12 protein-coding genes are annotated in these 18045 nt (G+C 71.3%); 10 read left to right on the top strand and 2 right to left on the bottom strand.

Annotated elements, in window-relative coordinates:
- The first annotated feature begins 14 nt into the window (after window positions 1-14).
- The 4 genes from VQ03_RS02810 (at window position 15) to VQ03_RS31460 (ending at window position 6788) form a co-directional block, all read left to right on the top strand.
- Complete coding sequence (locus VQ03_RS02810; RefSeq protein WP_048449343.1) at window positions 15-4862, top strand: NAD-glutamate dehydrogenase; 4848 nt, start codon at window positions 15-17, stop codon at window positions 4860-4862.
- Window positions 4859-5497 carry a 5,6-dimethylbenzimidazole synthase gene (gene bluB, locus VQ03_RS02805; RefSeq protein ID WP_048449342.1) on the top strand — a complete coding sequence of 213 codons (639 nt, stop codon included), beginning with the start codon at window positions 4859-4861 and terminating at the stop codon, window positions 5495-5497. Before VQ03_RS02810 ends, bluB begins: the two co-directional genes overlap by 4 nt.
- A 99-nt stretch (window positions 5498-5596) precedes the next feature.
- Window positions 5597-6001: a tautomerase family protein gene (locus VQ03_RS02800; protein WP_048449341.1), complete on the top strand. Its 405-nt coding sequence runs from the start codon at window positions 5597-5599 to the stop codon at window positions 5999-6001.
- Window positions 6002-6203: 202 nt separating this feature from the next.
- A complete protein-coding gene (locus VQ03_RS31460; RefSeq protein WP_048449340.1) occupies window positions 6204-6788 on the top strand; it encodes a TetR/AcrR family transcriptional regulator in 585 nt (194 codons plus the stop codon).
- A 3-nt stretch (window positions 6789-6791) separates the two neighbouring features.
- Here VQ03_RS31460 and VQ03_RS02790 read toward each other — a convergent pair whose 3' ends face one another.
- Both VQ03_RS02790 and VQ03_RS02785 read right to left on the bottom strand, forming a co-directional pair.
- Window positions 6792-8057 carry an ATP-binding response regulator gene (locus VQ03_RS02790; protein ID WP_083467743.1) on the bottom strand — a complete coding sequence of 422 codons (1266 nt, stop codon included), beginning with the start codon at window positions 8055-8057 and terminating at the stop codon, window positions 6792-6794.
- 83 nt (window positions 8058-8140) lie between these two features.
- The gene (locus VQ03_RS02785; RefSeq protein WP_245291939.1) at window positions 8141-9316 is read right to left on the bottom strand and encodes an FIST N-terminal domain-containing protein; all 1176 of its coding nucleotides are present in this window, start codon (window positions 9314-9316) and stop codon (window positions 8141-8143) included.
- A 583-nt stretch (window positions 9317-9899) separates the two neighbouring features.
- Here VQ03_RS02785 and VQ03_RS02780 point away from each other — a divergent pair.
- The 6 genes from VQ03_RS02780 (at window position 9900) to VQ03_RS02755 (ending at window position 17657) form a co-directional block, all read left to right on the top strand.
- Window positions 9900-10565 carry a response regulator gene (locus VQ03_RS02780; protein ID WP_157063925.1) on the top strand — a complete coding sequence of 222 codons (666 nt, stop codon included), beginning with the start codon at window positions 9900-9902 and terminating at the stop codon, window positions 10563-10565.
- Window positions 10566-10954: 389 nt separating this feature from the next.
- Window positions 10955-13018, top strand: coding sequence for a carbon starvation CstA family protein (locus VQ03_RS02775; RefSeq protein WP_048449336.1), 2064 nt, complete (start codon window positions 10955-10957; stop codon window positions 13016-13018).
- 4 nt (window positions 13019-13022) lie between these two features.
- The gene (locus tag VQ03_RS02770) at window positions 13023-13244 is read left to right on the top strand and encodes a YbdD/YjiX family protein (RefSeq protein WP_048449335.1); all 222 of its coding nucleotides are present in this window, start codon (window positions 13023-13025) and stop codon (window positions 13242-13244) included.
- Window positions 13245-13539: 295 nt separating this feature from the next.
- Window positions 13540-14511 carry a DMT family transporter gene (locus tag VQ03_RS02765; protein WP_048449334.1) on the top strand — a complete coding sequence of 324 codons (972 nt, stop codon included), beginning with the start codon at window positions 13540-13542 and terminating at the stop codon, window positions 14509-14511.
- 320 nt (window positions 14512-14831) lie between these two features.
- Complete coding sequence (locus tag VQ03_RS02760; RefSeq protein ID WP_048449333.1) at window positions 14832-15245, top strand: hypothetical protein; 414 nt, start codon at window positions 14832-14834, stop codon at window positions 15243-15245.
- Window positions 15246-15332: 87 nt separating this feature from the next.
- Window positions 15333-17657 carry a Tex family protein gene (locus tag VQ03_RS02755; protein WP_048449332.1) on the top strand — a complete coding sequence of 775 codons (2325 nt, stop codon included), beginning with the start codon at window positions 15333-15335 and terminating at the stop codon, window positions 17655-17657.
- Window positions 17658-18045 lie beyond the last annotated feature (388 nt).

The following is an 18045-nucleotide window of genomic DNA, read 5'->3' as shown; positions in this document are numbered from 1 at the left end:
GAGGATGAGCAGACGTGGAACCCTCGACCGCGACCGCGACCCCCGAAGCGAAGGCCAGCCGCACCGATCTGATCGCCGCCGCGGCGGCGCTGGCCGAGGACAGGGGCGGACCCGGCGGCTTCGTCCGCGACCTCTTCGGCCGCGTCGCGCCGGAGGACCTGACCGCCTACCCGCCCGAGGCCCTGGCCGATCTGGCCCTGGCCGCCCGGGCGCATCTCGCCGCCGCACGGCCCGGCCGCACGATCAGCGCGGTGCGCCTCTCGGACATCGAGGTGGAGCAGGGCGGGCGACGGCGCGACCTCACGGTGCTGGAGGCGGTCAACGCCAACCGGCCGTTCCTGCTCGACTCGACCCTGGCCGAACTGGTCGCGCGCGGCTACCAGCCCCGCCTCGTCGCCCACCCGATCCTCGGTGTCGAGCGCGACGGAGAGGGCGCCCTGGTGCGGGTCGTCGGCGAGACGACGGCGCAGGAGACCAGCGCCGATGCCGGGAAGCTGGCCCGCGAGAGCTTCATCCACGTCCATCTCGACCGCATCGACGACAAGGCGGCCCGCGCGACGCTCGCCGCCAGCCTGGCCCGGATCTATGCCGACGTCGCCGTGACCGCGGCCGATCACGTGCCCATGGTGGAGCGCCTGGCGGAGGCGGCCGCCGCCTACGGCGCGGCGGACGGTCCCCTCGCGGCCGAGGAGATGGCGGAGGCCCGCGCCTTCCTCGACTGGCTGCGCGACGGGCATTTCGTGCTGCTGGGCCTGCGCGAGTACCGCGACGCCGGCGGGGCCGACCATGCCGGGGTGTCGGGGAGCGGACTCGGCCTCCTGCGCGATCCCGCCATCGAGGTCTTGCGCCGCGGCGACGCCATGGTGGCGGTGACGCCGGAGATCCGCGCCTTCCTGGAAGGGCCGGAAGCCCTTCTCGTCACCAAGGCGAGCCTGCGCTCGCGGGTGCGCCGGCAGGCGCATCTCGACATGGTGGCGATCAAGCTGTTCACCGGCGACGGAAGCCTGTCGGGCGAATTGCGCCTCGTCGGCCTGTTCACCGGCAGCGCCTATGCGAGCCGGGCCGAGGAGGTGCCGTATCTCCGCCGCAAGGTCGCGGCGGTGCTCAGCCGTGCCGGCCTCGACCCGACGAGCCACGCCGGACGCTCCCTCGTCCACGTGCTCGAGACCTATCCGCGCGACGATCTCTTCCAGATCGAGCCCGACCTGCTGCTGCGCTTCGCCCTTGCCATCGTCTCCCTCGCCGACCGGCCGCGGGTGCGGGTGCTGGCCCGGCCCGACAAGTTCGGCCGCTTCGTCTCGCTGATCGCCTACCTGCCGAAGGACCGCACCGACGCCCGGCTCCAGGCCCGGATCGGCGCCTACCTCGCCGAGGCGCTGGGCGGTCGTCTCTCGACCATCACGCCCGACTATCCGGAAGGCCCGCTCGCCCGCCTCCACGTCATCGTGGCGACGCAGGGCAGCCCGCCCGAGGAGATCGACGCAGGCGCGCTCGAAGCCGGAATCGCCGAGCTCGCCCGCACCTGGGCCGATTCCTTACGCGAGGCCCTGGGCCAGGCCCGCGGCGGCGACGCCCGCGGGCTCGCCGCTGTCTATGCCGAGGCCTTCCCGGCGGGCTACCGCGAGATGTATGCCGGGGCCCAGGCGCTGCCGGACATCGCCATCCTGGAGCGGATCTCGGAAGCGCAGCCCCGGGCGGTCGATCTCTTCCGCCGGCCGGGCGACCCCGAGACCCGGATCGGCCTGAAGCTCTTCTCCCGCGGCGCCGCCCTGCCGCTCTCCGAGCGGGTGCCGGTGCTGGAGAATATCGGCTTCCGGGTCATCGAGGAGCGCTCCTACCGCCTCAAGCCCGAAGGCGCCGGCGCCCGGGTCTGGCTGCACGACATGGTGCTGGAGCGCGCCGGCGGCGGCCCGATCGACGTGGCGGCGGTCGAAGGCCAGGTCGAGGCGGCGCTCCTGGCGCTCGCCCGCGACCTCGCCGAATCCGACGCCTACAACCGCCTGGTGCTGGAGGCCGGGCTCGGCTGGCGCGACGTCGCCCTGGTGCGGGCGCTCGGCCGCTACCTGCGCCAGCTGCGCATCCGCTACGGCCAGGATTACCTGGCGGCGACCCTGTCGCGCCATCCCGCCCTCGCCCGGCGGCTGGTGGCGCTGTTCTACGCCCGCTTCGATCCGCGCCCCGACGGCGACCGGGACGCGGCCCAGGAGGCGGTGCGGGCCGAGATCGAGGCCGATCTGGCCGGGGTCACCAGCCTCGACGAGGACCGCATCCTGCGCCGCTTCGTCAACCTGGTGGAAGCCGCGCAGCGCACGAACTTCTTCCAGCTCGGCCGCAACGGCCTGCCGCCGGAGACGATCGCGTTCAAGTTCCGCTGCGCGAAGGTCGACGGCATGCCGCTGCCCCGGCCGCTCTTCGAGATCTTCGTCTACTCGCCGCGCGTCGAGGGCGTACATCTGCGCTTCGGCTACATCGCCCGGGGCGGCCTGCGCTGGTCGGACCGGCCGGAGGATTTCCGCACCGAGGTGCTCGGCCTCGTCAAGGCGCAGCAGGTCAAGAACGCCGTGATCGTGCCGGTCGGCGCCAAGGGCGGCTTCTTCCCCAAGCGCCTGCCGCCGCCGTCCGACCGCCAGGCCTGGATGCAGGAGGGCACCGAGAGCTACCGGATCTTCATCCGCACGCTCCTCTCGCTCACCGACAACATCGTCGACGGCAAGATCCTGCCGCCTCCCGCCACCGTGCGGCACGACGAGGACGACGCCTACCTGGTGGTGGCCGCCGACAAGGGCACGGCCACCTTCTCGGACGTCGCCAACGCCCTCTCGCTCGAGGCGCATCACTGGCTCGGCGACGCCTTCGCGTCGGGCGGCAGCCAGGGCTACGACCACAAGCAGATGGGGATCACCGCCCGCGGCGCCTGGGAGGCGGTGAAGCGTCACTTCCGCGAGGTCGATATCGACATCCAGGCCGAGCCGGTCACCGTGGCGGGCGTCGGCGACATGTCCGGCGACGTGTTCGGCAACGGCATGCTCTTGTCGCGCTGCCTGAAGCTCGTCGCGGCCTTCGACCACCGCGACATCTTCCTCGATCCCGATCCCGATCCGGCCACCGCCTTCGCCGAGCGTCGACGCCTGTTCGACCTCCCCCGCTCGTCCTGGGCCGATTACGACCGGCAGAAGATCTCGGCCGGCGGCGGGGTCTTCTCGCGACAGGCCAAGACGGTGCCGCTGTCGCCGCAGGTTCGCGCCCGCCTCGGAATCGACCGGGCGGAGGCGACGCCCGCGGAGGTGATGCAGGCGATCCTGCGAGCCCCCGTCGACCTCCTGTGGTTCGGCGGCATCGGCACCTATGTGCGCGCCGCCTCCGAGAGCGACGACGAGGCCGGCGACCGCGCGAACGACGCGATCCGCATCACCGGGTCTGAGCTGCGCGCCCGGGTCGTCGGCGAGGGCGCGAATCTGGGACTCACCCAGCGCGGCCGGATCGAGGCCGCCCGCCGCGGCGTGCGCCTCAATACCGACGCGATCGACAACTCGGCCGGGGTCAACACCTCGGATGTCGAGGTGAACATCAAGATCGCGCTGGCCACGCCCGAGCGCGACGGGCGCCTGAGCCCGGAGAGCCGCAACGCCCTCCTCTCGGGCATGACCGAGGCGGTGGCCGACCTGGTGCTGAGGAACAACCAGCTCCAGACCCTCGCCCTTTCGCTGGCCCAGCTCTCCGCCGCGACCGAGACCGGCTTCGCCGCCCGGCTGATGCAGACGCTGGAGGCCGACGGGCGCCTCGACCGGAGCGTCGAGTTCCTGCCGTCGGATGCGGGCCTCGCCGAGCGGGCGCAGGGCGGCGAGGGCCTGACCCGGCCGGAACTGGCGGTGCTGCTCGCCTACGCCAAGCTCTCGCTCAAGGACGCGCTCCTCGACAGCGCGGTGCCCGACGATCCCTACCTCGCCCGGGAGCTCGAGCGCTCCTTCCCGCCGGTCCTGGTCGCCCGCTACCCCGACGCGGTGCAGGGCCACCGCCTGCGCCGGGAGATCATCGCCACCAGCCTGGCCAACGCCATCGTCAATCGCGGCGGCCCCACCATCGTCAGCCGCCTCTCCGACGAGACCGGCGCCGAGGCGCCTTCGATCGCCGCCGCCTATGCGGTGACCCGCGACGCCTTCGGGCTGATCGACCTCAACAAGGCGGTGGACGGGCTCGACGGCGCGATCGGCGGCGAGCAGCAGCTCGCCCTCTATGCCGAACTGCAGGACCTGCTGCGCCAGCGCATGGTCTGGTTCATCCGCAACGGCGAGGCGGCCCCCGGCGGCATCGAGGCGGCGGTTCAGCGCTACCGCGACGGCATCGCGGCGGTCTCGAGGGCCCTGCCGGGTGCCCTCCCCCCGGCCGCCGCCGAGGCGCTGGCCCGGCGCATCCGGGCTCTCGTCGATCACGGCGTGCCGGACGCCCTGGCCTCCCGCCTCGCCTCCTTGAGCGAGTTGGGGGCTGCGCCCGACATCGTCCAGGTCGCCGAGGCGACCGGACGCCCGCCGGCGGCGATCGCCGCGACCCATTTCGCGTTGGCCGACCTGTTCCGCCTCAACGCCCTCTCGGCCGCCGCCCGGGCGGTGCCGGTCTCCGACACCTTCGACCGGATCGCGCTGGAGCGCGCGGTCGCGGGCATCGCCTCGGCCCACCGGGCTCTCACCGCCGAAGCCGCCGCCTTCGAGGCGGAAGGAGCCGCCGCGGTCGAAGCCTGGAGCCAGGCCCGCGGCGCCTCGCTCGCCCGCATCCGCACCGCGGTCGCGGCCATCGCCGCCTCGGGCCTCACGGTGTCGAAGGTCTCGGTGGCGGCGAGCCTGCTCGGGGATCTGGCCCAGAGATGAGCGGGCCGGAATTCGGGGAGGCGTTCCGGGCCCGCTTCGCGGAGCTGGTCGCCTGGCGCCGCGACGTGCGGCGCTTCCGCCCCGATCCGGTGCCGGAGGAAGCGCTGCGGAAGAGCCTGGCGCTCGCCTGCCTCAGCCCCTCGGTCGGCAACAGCCAGCCCTGGCGCTTCGTGCGGGTCTCGGATCCTGAGCGGCGCGCGGCCGTGACGGCGAGCTTCGGCCGCTGCAACGCAGCGGCGGCGGCGGCCTACGACGACGCGCGCGCGAGCGCCTATCGCAGCCTCAAGCTCGCGGGCCTGCGCGAGGCGCCGGTGCATCTCGCGGTATTCTGCGACGAGGCGACGGGGGCGGGCCACGGCCTCGGCCGCGCCACCATGCCGGAGATGCTGCGCTACTCCGTCGTCACCGCCATCCACACCTTCTGGCTCGCGGCGCGCAGTCACGGCCTCGGCGCCGGCTGGGTCTCGATCCTGTGCCCCGAGGAAGTCGCGGCCGCCCTCGACGTGCCGCCGGCCTGGCGGCTCATCGCCTATCTCTGCGTCGGCTACCCGGCGGAGGAGCATGCCGACCCGGAACTGGTGCGCCATGGCTGGCAGGAGCGGCACGAGACCGAAACGCTGTTCCTGGAGCGCTGAGTGTGGCGCAGGGCCGGAATGCGCACGCCGCAATTCCATACATACCAGTAGGTACAGTAAAAGGATCGCGGCTGCTCGGGCAGCCCTGGAGATCCGTCCATGCCCCTGGTCACCATCACCCTGAAGCGCGAACGCCCCGCACCGGAGCGGCGCGTCATCGCCGACGCCGTCCACGCCGCGCTCGTCGACAGCATCGGCATCCCGCCCGACGACCGGTTCCAGGTCGTGTCGCACCTCTTCGACGACGTGATCTACGACCCCCTCTATCTCGGCATCGCCCGCACCGACGATCTGGTGATGATCCAGGTCCATCTCTCGACCGGGCGCAGCGTCGCGCAGAAGAAGGCGCTGTTCGCGGCGATCGCGGCGAATCTCGGCGGGATCGGGATCCGTCCGGAGGACGTGCTCGTGACCCTGGTCGAGATCGCCCGGGAGAACTGGTCCTTCGGCCATGGGCTCGCGACCTACGCGGACGTGGCCCCGCCGCATCTGGCGGGCACCTGAGGTCTGGCCGGACGGGCCGCGCCGCGGCATACCGCCTCCGACGCAGGGCTGTTCGCGGACGAGAACGGCGCAGGTCTCCCCTCTCCCACACCTTGCTGCGATACCGGGCAAGGATCTCTGGCAAGCCCGGCATCGCCTGGAGAGCGGGTCCCGCGCTTCGATCGCTCTGCCGGACAGCGCATCACAGGCGAGAGACGCAGCTTTGGCACGGCCAGGATCATCGAAGCGCGAGGCGATCGTCGCGGCGACGAAGACGTTGCTCTGGGAGCGCGGCTACGAGGCGACGAGCCCGCGGGACGTGCTGGCGCTGAGCGGCGCCGGCCAGGGCAGCCTCTACCATCACTTTCCCGGCAAGAGGGAGGTGGCGGCCGCGGCGCTGACCGAGATGGCCGAGGAGGAGATCGCGGTGATCGACGCGCTGTTTACGCCCGGTACTCCGCCCCTCGAGCGCGTCCGGGCCTATCTCACCCGGGAGCGGCAGGCCCTGCGCGGCTGCCGCCTCGGGCGCCTGGCCAACGAATCCGCCATGGAGGAACCGGTCCTGCGCGCGCCGGTCGCGGCCTATCTCGGGCGCATCCAGGCCTGCTTGCGCGCGAGCCTGGAGGAGGCCGCCGCCGCAGGCCTCCTCGCGCCCGGGATCGAGCCCCCGGCCCTCGCAGCGGTCCTGATCGCCGTCGTCGAGGGCGGCTACGTGCTCGCCCGCGTGCATTGGGACGAGGCCGCGATGCGCGAGGCGATCGACGGCGCCGTTCAGGTGCTGGACGGCGTGACGCGCCCCGGGGCGTGAGCCTCACCCCCGGCTCAGCAGATGGGCGAGCAGCGCCCGCAGCTGGGCCGGCTTCAAGGGCTTGTGCACCAGTTCGCAGCGCGCCGCCCGCACCCGGGCCTCGACCTCCGAGGAGTGGTCGGCGGTGGTGATGACCGCCGGGATGTCGTGGCCGTGGACGGAGCGCAGCCATTCCACGGTGTCGAGGCCGCAGGCGCCGCCGTCGAGGTGGAAATCGGCCACGACCACGTCGGGGCTCCAGGTGGTGCCGAGCAGCCGCACCAGGCTCAGATGGTCGCGCGCCGCGAAGGCGTTGGCGTCCCAGCCGTGGAAGAGCCGCGCCAGGGCTTCCAACGCCGCCTTGTCGTTCTCGATCAGCGCGATGCGGGCGCCGGTCAGGCTCGTCGGCGGCACGAGCGAAGGGGTGGGCCGGGGCGGCTCGGGGGCGCATGGATCGAGGTGTAGGCTGAAGCGCGAGCCGTGGCCGACCCGGGATTCGAGGCTCAGGTGGTGGCCGAGGGCCTGGGCCGAGCGGCGCACGATCGAGAGGCCGAGGCCCAGCGCGATCTCGCCGTCGACGCTCTCGCGCCCGCCGCGGTGGAACTCCTCGAAGATCAGATCCTGCTCGTCCTCCGGGATGCCGGAGCCGGAATCGACCACGTCGATCCGGATCTCAGGCCCACGCTTGCGCGCCGCCACCAGCACGCCGCCGGCGGCGGTGTAGCGGATCGCGTTCGAGACGAGATTTTGCAGGATGCGCTGGAGCAGCACGAGGTCGCTCGCCACCCAGGTCCGCCCCCCGCGCACCGAGAGGCGCAGGCCCTTGCGGGCGGCGAGCGGCCCGAAGCTCGCCTCGATGCTCTCCAGCACGTCGGCGACGCGCACCGGCCGCACCACCGGCTGGATCAGCCCGGCATCGAGCTTCGAGATGTCGAGCAGGGTCTTGATCAGGTCCTCGATGGTCTGCAGCCCGCGCTCGACCTGGCCGACGACGACGCGGGCTTCCGGCCCCATCCGCATCTCGGCCAGCGCGGAGATCGACAGCCGCGCGGCGTTGAGGGGCTGGAGCAGGTCGTGGCTCGCGGCGGCGAGGAAGCGGGTCTTCGAGCGGTTGGCCCGCTCGGCCTCCTCCTTCGCCGCGGTGAGGTCCTGGTTCGAGCGCTCGAGGCTGCGCATCAGCGCCGTCAGCTCCTCGGTGCGGGAGCGGACCTGGCCCTCGAGGGTGATGGCGGTCTGGAACAGCGAGTAGGCGCTGCCGCGCTGGTCCATCGTCCGCTCGACCTGGGACATCAGGGCGGCGTTGATGCGCTCCAGCTTGACGATGCGGCGGTGGAGGGCCGCGACGTCCTCGCACGCCCCCGTTTCGGTCCCGCTCACGGGCCGGCGGGCCGGCCGATGGCGATGCCCGTGAAGGTCTGGTTCAGGTGCATCGAGCGGTACTGCTCGCCATAGGTCTCGAAGCCGACGACGTTGTAGTGCCGGTAGAGCTCGGCGATGCTGTGGCGGGCCTGGTGGATCTCGGCGTCGAGGCGGCGCAGCACGCATTCGAAGCCGATCACCAGGTCGACGCCGCCGAGGCGCGCGTCGAGCCGGGCCAGTTCCTCGCGGGTCGCCTCGACCAGGTCCTTCTGGCGCGCGAGCGTCAGCACCACGCCGCTCTCGATGGCGCAGTGGAAGCTCAGCGACTGGTCCGGGTTGAGGTGGCGGATCGAGCGGCAGAAATAGTCGCCGCCCACCCGCACGACGAGCGGATGCGCGGCGAAGCTCGTCGGGGTGAGCGCGTCGGGATCGAGACCCAGCGCGTTGGCGTACTCGACCGCGGCCGGCTCCGCGTTCAGCTCGCGGACGGTGCGCTGCTCGTGGTCGGTCTCGGTGACCACGAACTTGACGCCGGTCGGCTCGAAATTGTCGTTCTTGAAGATCTCGACGGGGAAGTCGGACTCGATCAGCAGCAGGATCGCGGCCCGGCGATGCACGCGCCCGTCATGGACCAGCGCCGTCTCGGAGAAGGTCAGCTCGTCCCCCGCGGAGCCGCCGACGAGGGGCACCCCGTCGAGGCCGTAGCCGATCGCGGCGATCACCGTCTCCTCGGCATTGGCGAGGCCGTCGATGAGCGAGATCGCGAAGCGCTGCCCGCCGCGGGAGATCCGCTCGTGGGCGCAGCGCAGGGCGCGGATCGAGGCGGCGGCCCGCTCCGCATCGAGGTTGTCGACCGCTTCCAGCACCGTCGAGGCGATGCGGAATCCCTCGTGCGGGAAGGCGATCGCCACGAGGCCGCGGTCGAGCCCGGCCATCGGGCTGATCTCGCCCGAGGAGGTGCAGCCGGCGACCCGCACGCCCGGGAAGGCGCGCGACAGGGCGGCGTTCAGCGCCTCGACCCCGTAGACCGGCGAGAAGAAGATGACGAGGTGGGCGATGCGGGTGACGTCGAGGGAGGCGGCGAGCGCCGCCACGGCGGCCTCGGCCCCGGCGGCCTCGGTCCAGGCCGTCTGGATCCCACAGCGATGCGAGCGCGTGCGCGTGCCCTGCGCAGAGTGTCCTCGCGCCAAGGTTTCCCTCCCGTCATACCGCTTCCGTCGCGGCATTGCCCGCATTATGCGGCGAGGGGGAGCAACTGGCAACGGCAACCGGTATCGGCTCCCGAACATCCTGCCACTGCGTAGAAAAGAGGTGCGCAGGCGCGGCCGGTGCGGCGGCCACGCCTGCGCTGGGGAGCGGATGGGCGATCGCCCCCGCGATCAGCGGCCGCGTCGCCCCACGCGACGCGGCCGCCAGATGCCACGCTCCGCTCCCACCCACTCCGCGGTGAGGAGGTCCTTCGGCCGCCGAGGTCGGGCGACGATAGGACCGGGCTGCCGGCGCCCACTATTGGACCAAGGTGCAGAGCGCGGGATCTTCGCCGCCGCTCTATACCAAAGCATGGTGGCTGCTGGTGTGTTCGCGTGATAACACTTCTTTCGACTTAAGGGTGCGGCAGCTTTGCTGAGCCCGATCTGCGAGTGCGCGGGCCGCGAGGCAGCGCGCGGTGAATAAGGGTGATCCGCTGCGATGGTGGGATTGACCAGTCCGGCCCCTGGGGTGTCTCTTCCACGGCCGGACGGAGCGCCGACGCCCGTCGCGGAGGGGTCGGACATGCACCTGATCATCGTCGACGATCACCCGCTGTTCCGCGATGCCTTGAGCAGCGCGGTGCGCCTCGCCTTCCCGGCCGCCGAGGTCGAGGAGGCGGACGGCATCGAGAGCGCCTGCGCGGCCTTGTCCCGCGGGCGCTCGATCGACCTGACCCTGCTCGACCTCACCATGCAGGGCGTGAACGGCTTCGACGGGCTGATCGCCATCCGTACGCGCTTCCCGCGCATCCCGGTGCTGGTCGTCTCGGGCCTCGACGATCCGCGCATCGTGCGCGAGGCGCTCGCCCACGGCGCCGCCGGCTTCGTGCCCAAGGCCGCCGGGAAGCCGGTGCTGATCCGCGCCATCACCGACGTGCTCAACGGTGCGGTGTTCGTGCCCGAGGGCGCGAGCGGCCCGGCCGAGATTCCCGGCCGCAAGCCCGGCAAGGCGCCGATCGCCGAGCGCATCGCCGAGCTGACCCCGCAGCAGGTGCGCGTGCTGCTGATGATCCGCCAGGGCAAGCTCAACAAGCAGATCGCCCACGAGCTCGGCGTCGGCGACTCCACCGTGAAGGCCCACGTCTCGGAGATCCTGCGCAAGCTCGGCGTGATCAGCCGGACCCAGATCGTGATCGAGACCGCGAACCTCGATTACGATCATATCCTGGGAGGCCTGCCGTCGAGTTGAGGGTTCGCTCGATGACCGATGCAAGGTCAGGTCGGTCGAACCATCATGCCTCCGCTTCGTCCCGGAGCTCATCGCGGTCCAGACAGCGCAATCTCGGCTGCCGATGGTTCAGGACGGAGCCGGATGCGATCCGTGTCCGTCAGCGGTGCCAACGGCCATGCATGTCGGGCCCCGCGGCGCGGCTCCACGAGGACGAGAGCGGACGCTCAACTGTGACGAGCGCAAGCTGAACCTCGGATCATCCATTCCTACGACGAAAGTCTAATTCCGTCCCGGCACCCTCGGCTCGGGGCCGCATTGGCAGGCCCCGGCGTTTCCATTACCCGAAGGTCGAAGGAAGCCGCCGGCGCATGTCCCGGACCCGGCGGCGAAGCCGGGAGGAAGACCCTATGACAGCCGTCCGGAAGCACGGACCCTGGGCCCTCGTGGGTGCGCTCGGGGCCGCCGCCCTCGCCGTCGTGGCGACGCAGCGTGGCGAAAGCATCAACGCCCTCTGGATCGTCGTCGCCGCGGTCTCGGTCTACCTGATCGCCTACCGCTACTACTCGCTCTATATCGCCGACCGCATCATGCGGCTCGACCCGGCCCGGCAGACCCCGGCCGTGCGCCACAATGACGGGCTCGATTACGTCCCGACCGACAAGTACGTGCTGTTCGGCCACCACTTCGCGGCGATCGCGGGCGCCGGCCCGCTGGTCGGCCCGGTGCTCGCCGCGCAGATGGGGTACCTGCCGGGCCTGCTCTGGATCCTCGCCGGCGTCGTGCTGGCCGGCGCCGTGCAGGACTTCATGGTGCTGTTCGTCTCGATGCGGCGCGACGGCCGCTCGCTCGGCGAGCTGATCCGCGCCGAGCTGGGCACGATCCCGGGCATCGTCGCGCTGTTCGGCGCCTTCCTGATCATGGTCATCATCCTGGCGGTGCTGGCGCTGATCGTCGTCAAGGCGCTGGCCGAGAGCCCCTGGGGCACCTTCACGGTGATGGCGACGATCCCGATCGCGCTCCTGATGGGCGTCTATTCGCGCTGGATCCGCCCCGGCCGCATCGGCGAGGTCTCGATCCTCGGCTTCGTGCTCCTGATGGCCGCGATCATCTTCGGCCAGAACGTCGCCGAGGACCCGTCGCTCGCGGCGATGTTCACCTTCACCGGCACGCAGCTGTGCTGGATGCTGATTGCTTACGGCTTCGTCGCCTCGATCCTGCCGGTCTGGCTGCTGCTCGCCCCGCGCGACTACCTCTCGACCTTCCTCAAGATCGGCACCATCGTCGGCCTGGCGCTCGGCATCCTGGTGCTGGCGCCGCATCTCCAGATGCCGGCGGTGACGAAGTTCGTCGACGGCACCGGGCCGGTCTGGTCGGGCTCGCTGTTCCCGTTCCTGTTCATCACCATCGCCTGCGGCGCCGTCTCGGGCTTCCACAGCCTGATCTCCTCGGGCACGACCCCGAAGCTGATCGACAACGAGGTCAATGCCCGCTTCATCGGCTATGGCGGCATGCTGATGGAATCGTTCGTCGCCGTGATGGCGCTCGTCGCCGCCAGCGTCATCGATCCGGGCGTGTACTTCACCATGAACTCGCCGGCGGCCGTCGTCGGCACCACGCCGGAGAGCGCCTCGGCGGCGGTCACCGCCATGGGCTTCCCGATCACCGCCGACACCATCAAGCAGACCGCGGCGGATGTCGGCGAGCACTCGGTGATCTCGCGCGCCGGCGGCGCGCCGACGCTGGCGGTGGGCATGGCCCACATCATCTCGAGCGTCATCGGCGGCAAGGCGATGATGGCGTTCTGGTACCACTTCGCCATCCTGTTCGAGGCTTTGTTCATCCTCACGGCGGTCGATGCGGGCACGCGGGCTGGGCGCTTCATGCTCCAGGACCTGATCGGCGTCGCGGTGCCGGCCTTCAAGGACACGGCGTCCTGGGGCCCGAGCATCGTGGCGACGGGCCTCTGCGTCGCGGCCTGGGGCTTCTTCCTCTACCAGGGCGTCACCGATCCCCTCGGCGGCGTGAACACCCTGTGGCCGCTCTTCGGCATCTCGAACCAGATGCTGGCGGCCATCGCGCTGACGCTCTGCACGGTCGTCATCTTCAAGATGAAGCGGGAGCGCTACGCCCTCGTCACCATCGTGCCGACGCTCTGGCTCGTCGCCTGCACCCTGACCGCCGGCCTGCAGAAGGTGTTCTCCGCCGATCCGCGGGTGGGCTTCCTCGCGCACGCCGATCGCTACGCCACCGCGCTCGCCGAGGGCAAGGTGCTGGCCCCGGCCAAGAACGCCGACCAGATGCGCCAGATCATCTTCAACGACCGCATCGACGCGGTGCTGGCGCTGGTCTTCGTCGGCGTGGTGGTGGCGATCATCGCCTTCGGCGTGAAGGCCTGCCTCAAGGCCTACCGGGCCGACCGCTGGACCGCCGTCGAGGCGGATCCGCGGGCGGTGCCGGCGGCGGCGGAGTGAGACGATGGGTTCGGCGGAATCCTTGCGGGAGCGCTGGGCGACCCTGACGCGCTGCGTCTGCGACGGGGCGCGCCTGATGGTCGGCCAGGGCAACTACGACACCTACGTCGCCCATATCCGCAAGACCCACCCCGACCAGCAGCCGATGACCCCGACGGAGTTCTTCCGCGAGCGCCAGAACGCCCGCTTCGGGGTCGGCGGCCGCGGCGGCTTCCGCTGCTGCTGAGCCTTCTCGCCCGCGCAGGGGTTCTCAACCCTGCGCGGGCGAAACAACACGCAATGCCGGATCCGGTTCCGGCGAAGACGAAATCCGTTCACGAGTCTTTCAGGGTACACCCGTAACGCTTGCGGCAGGATGATGGCCGGGATCTCGCAAGTCGCCGCCCCCTCGACACGATCGGGTAAAGCGCGCCTTAACTAGGGCTGATCCGGCAGCATGGCCGTGGCGCGCAATCGACACGGCTTGGCCGGGCGAGGCGGTGCTAAGAACGAGGCCCCTTCCCCGCACCGCCGTTAGCCCCGTGGCAACCCTGACACTCCCCGTCGCCGCCCCGTCCGCCCGCCCGGCCCTGCCGGCCCTGCTCGGCGACCAGCCGCTGCGCGGCATCGTGCTGGTGGTGGTCTCCACCGTCTTCCTGTCGAGCTCCGACGCCACCGCCAAGTACCTCACCGGGCAGCTCTCCGGGATCGAGGTGGCGTGGCTGCGCTATTCCGGCTTCCTCGCCGTGATGCTGGTCGCCGCCCTGGTGCGGGCGCAGCTGAAGCGCGGCGCCTCGCCGTTCCGCAGCGCCCGGCCGGGCCTGCAGGTGGTGCGCGGCGTCGCCCTCGTCGGCTCCGCCCTGCTGTTCCTCGCGGGTCTGCGCTCCCTGCCGGTGGCCGAGATCACGGCGATCGCCTTCGTGTCGCCGATCTTCGTCACCGCCCTGTCGATCCCGGTGCTCGGCGAGAAGGTCGGCGCCCGGCGCTGGATCGCGTCGCTGGTCGGGCTCGTCGGCGTCCTCATCATCGTGCGGCCGGGCACCAGCGCCTTCCAGGCCGCGGCGATCCTGCCGATCGTCTCGGCCCTGTTCTGGGCGGCCGCCCTGGTGGTGACCCGCAAGATCAACGGCTACGACGCGCCGCAGACCACCATGACCTGGTCGGCCATCGTCGGCTTCCTGATCCTGTCGGCCATCGTGCCCTTCGTCTGGGAGACCCCGAACCTGACTCAGGTCGCGATCGGCGCCGCGATCGGCTTCATCTCCACCGCCGGGCACTGGATCGTCACCATCGCCTACCGCCATGCCCCGGCCTCGACCCTGGTGCCGTTCTCCTACAGCCAGATCATCTGGGCCGGCCTCCTCGGCTTCCTGTTCTTCGGCACCGTCCCGGACGCCGTGATGGGTCTCGGCGTGCTGGTCATCTGCGGCAGCGGCCTCTACACCGCCCATCGCGAGCGGCTGCGCCGCATCCCGGCCCCGACCGGCGTGCTGCCGGCGGGTGGAGTGCGCTGAGGGGCTGCCCGATCGCGCGCTCGATCTCTGTCCATGATGGCGGGCGGCCGACGCGGATCGGCCGCCCGTTTTCGTTCCAGAGCATGTCTCGGCAGGTATGGCATGGCGCTGTCTTGACCCTGGGGCAGGACGGCGGGATGATATCGCTCTGCGCCTGTTTTTGATTCTCTCGACAGTATCGACACCCGCCTCGTCATTCCGGGGCCGCGAGAGCGGAGCCCGGAATAACGAAGAGAGTTTCGAGATCGTCGAGCAAGTCGAAGAGCCTCAGAGAAGATCGATCGCATCCTGGACGGGCGGACGCCACGCCCCGGTTTCTCATGCTGCCCGCGGCAGGGCTCAGCGCCGCCACCCTCTACAACATCATCCGGTCCGTGCTCGAAGGCACCCTGGATGCTGCAATCGTACCTCTCGCCGCCGGATCGGTGGCATGGTCGTCCATCGTCCTGGCGGTCACGCTGCCGCCTGTCGAGCGAAACTTTTCCGCCGGCACGCGCCTGGACTGGCTGGTGAGTGCTCAGGTCAGCTTCGCTCTGGCCCTCCTCGACGGCGCACCGCTCTGGCGCCTGGCGGGCGGATACCACCCGCTCATCCTCGCCGGCCTGCTGGCCATTCCCATGATGGCGCTGACCCATGTCACCGCCAGCGCCCTGTTCACCCGTGCGGAGCGCGAGGCCTGGACGAAGCGCGCCCGCAGGACGATCGCGCCGGCAACGAGCCCCCCATCCGCCTGACGCGTCCCACGCCATCCCACCCTTCCAAGACGCCCCCAACCCTTCTAAGGACACGCCTCCCCGTCGCCCCGGAATCGCGGAGTCGCCATGTCCAGCATCACCCAGCGCATCGCCACCGAACTCGGCGCGCAGGAATGGCAGGTCAAGGCGGCCGTGGAGCTGCTGGATGGTGGCTCGACGGTGCCGTTCATCGCCCGCTACCGCAAGGAGGTGACCGGCACCCTCGACGACGCGCAGCTGCGCACCCTCGAGGAGCGCCTGCGCTACCTGCGCGAGCTGGAGGCGCGCCGCGCCGCGATCCTCGAGAGCGTGGGGGCCCAAGGCAAGCTCGACGACGCCCTGAAGGGCCAGATCCTCGCCGCCGACACCAAGGCGCGGCTCGAGGACCTCTACCTGCCGTTCAAGCCGAAGCGCCGCACCAAGGCGCAGATCGCCCGCGAGGCCGGCCTCGGGCCGCTCGCCGAGGCGCTGCTCACCCGGCCGGATCAGGTGCCGCTGAATGCCGCGGCGCCCTTCGTCGACGAGACCAAGGGCGTGGCGACGCCGGAGGCGGCCCTGGAGGGCGCCCGCGCCATCCTGGTCGAGCGCTTCGCCGAGAATGCCGAGCTGGTCGGCCAGCTGCGCGAGGCGTTCTGGACCCGCGGCAAGCTGGTCTCGCGGGTGCGCGAGGGCAAGGAGCAGGCCGGCGCCAAGTTCTCCGACTATTTCGACTTCTCCGAGCCCCTGACCCGCCTCCCCTCGCACCGGGTGCTGGCCCTGTTCCGGGGCGAGAAGGAGGAGGTGCTGGACCTGCGCCTCGACGAGGCCCCCGAGGGCGTGGATGCGCAGAGCCTCTATGACGGGCGCATCGCCCTCTCGGTCGGAATCCAGGATCGTGGCCGGCCCGGCGACCGCTGGCTGATGGAGGCGGTGCGCTGGGCCTGGCGCACGAAGCTGAAGCTCTCGATCGAGCTCGACCTGCGCGCGCGCCTCTGGGAGGCGGCGGAGACCGAGGGCGTGCGGGTCTTCGCCGGCAACCTGCGCGACCTGCTGCTGGCCGCGCCGGCCGGCGCACGGCCGACCTTGGGCCTCGATCCGGGCTACCGCACCGGCGTCAAGGTCGCGGTGGTGGACGCCACCGGCAAGGTGGTGGCGACGGACACGATCTACCCGCACGAGCCCCGGCGGGACTGGAACGGGTCGCTGATGACGCTGGCGAAGCTCTGCCGGGCGCACAAGGTGGAGCTGGTGGCCATCGGCAACGGCACCGCCTCCCGCGAGACTGACCGCCTCGCCGCCGAGCTGATCGCCAAGCAGCCGGAATTGAAGCTCACCAAGGTCATGGTGTCGGAGGCCGGCGCCTCGGTCTATTCGGCCTCGGCCTATGCCAGCCAGGAACTGCCGGGGCTCGACGTGTCGTTGCGCGGCGCGGTCTCGATCGCCCGGCGCCTCCAGGACCCGCTGGCGGAACTGGTGAAGATCGAGCCGAAGGCGATCGGCGTCGGCCAGTACCAGCACGACCTGGCGGAGGGAAAGCTGTCGCGCTCCCTCGACGCGGTGGTGGAGGATTGCGTGAACGGCGTCGGGGTCGACGTCAACACCGCCTCCGGTCCGCTGCTCGCCCGGGTCTCCGGCTTGAGCGAGCGGGTGGCGCAGAACATCGTCAGCCACCGCGACACCAACGGGCCGTTCCGCAGCCGCTCCGCCCTGAAGAAGGTCGCGGGGCTCGGGCCGAAGGCGTTCGAATTGTCGGCGGGCTTCCTGCGGATCCAGAACGGCGACGACCCGCTCGACGCCTCCGGCGTGCACCCGGAGGCCTATCCGGTGGTGCGCCGCATCCTTGCCGCGACGAAGAGCGACATCAAGGCGGTGATCGGCAACGGCACGGTGCTCAAAGGTCTCAATCCCAAGACCTTCACCGACGAGACCTTCGGGTTGCCGACCGTCACCGACATCATCGCCGAGCTGGAAAAGCCCGGCCGCGACCCGCGCCCGACCTTCAAGACCGCGACCTTCCAGGAGGGCGTCGAGAGCGTCAGTGACCTCAAGCCCGGCATGGTGCTGGAGGGCGTGGTGACCAACGTCGCGGCCTTCGGGGCCTTCGTCGATATCGGCGTCCACCAGGACGGGCTCGTCCACATCTCGGCCCTGTCCAAGACCTTCGTGAAGGACCCGCGGGCGGTGGTGAAGCCCGGCGACGTGGTGCGGGCGAAGGTGCTGGAGGTCGACGTGCCGCGCAAGCGCATCTCGCTCACCCTGCGCCTCGACGACGAGGTCGGCGCCCGGGCGCCGCGGGAGCAGGGCGGCTCCCACCGCGACGCGCCCCGCCGCGATGCCCCGCGCCCGCAAACCCGCCGCGAGGAGCCGGCGGGGGGTGGAGCGCTGGCGGATGCCCTGCGCAGGGCCGGGCTCGACCGCGGGTCGCGGCGGTGACGCCAGGGCGGCGGCGCGGCGAATCGGGCATGATGGCGCCGCGCCCGGCGCCCCCCTGACGTAAAGGAGCTCCCGCTACCGGAACGAAACGGCCGAGGTTGGAGTTGAGGATCGCTGATGCGGTCACCCTCCGTGAAACCACCCTTCCCCGCCGTCGTCCCGGGCCGCCTCTCGCGGCCCGCCCGCCCTCGATCCGGATACAAGGCGTCCGGGAGGCGCCTGCGGCGTCCATCGCGGGAACGGTGCCCGCCGCATGCGTGCTCGTGTCCGAACTCGGCGGGCGATCGGCGGCCCACCGGCGTCCGGCGGCTCGCTGAACCGTCCCGGTGACGCCATCATGGGCTCGCCTGCCACCCGCCCGCCCCTCGCGACGGGCCATTCCATCCTT

Source organism: Methylobacterium tarhaniae, from assembly GCF_001043955.1.
GTDB lineage: Bacteria > Pseudomonadota > Alphaproteobacteria > Rhizobiales > Beijerinckiaceae > Methylobacterium > Methylobacterium tarhaniae.
The sequence above is the reverse complement of the archived record's forward strand: the minus strand, read 5'-3'. Positions and strand labels throughout refer to the sequence as shown.

Bases quoted from the DNA above. Each gene is read 5' to 3' on its own strand.
- bluB (WP_048449342.1), top strand. From the start codon at position 4,859: ATGAGCGGGCCGGAATTCGGGGAGGCGTTCCGGGCCCGCTTCGCGGAG.
- VQ03_RS02800 (WP_048449341.1), top strand. From the start codon at position 5,597: ATGCCCCTGGTCACCATCACCCTGAAGCGCGAACGCCCCGCACCGGAG.
- VQ03_RS02790 (WP_083467743.1), bottom strand. From the start codon at position 8,057: ATGTCCCAGGTCGAGCGGACGATGGACCAGCGCGGCAGCGCCTACTCG.
- VQ03_RS02780 (WP_157063925.1), top strand. From the start codon at position 9,900: ATGCACCTGATCATCGTCGACGATCACCCGCTGTTCCGCGATGCCTTG.
- VQ03_RS02775 (WP_048449336.1), top strand. From the start codon at position 10,955: ATGACAGCCGTCCGGAAGCACGGACCCTGGGCCCTCGTGGGTGCGCTC.
- VQ03_RS02770 (WP_048449335.1), top strand. From the start codon at position 13,023: ATGGGTTCGGCGGAATCCTTGCGGGAGCGCTGGGCGACCCTGACGCGC.
- VQ03_RS02760 (WP_048449333.1), top strand. From the start codon at position 14,832: ATGCTGCCCGCGGCAGGGCTCAGCGCCGCCACCCTCTACAACATCATC.
- VQ03_RS02755 (WP_048449332.1), top strand. From the start codon at position 15,333: ATGTCCAGCATCACCCAGCGCATCGCCACCGAACTCGGCGCGCAGGAA.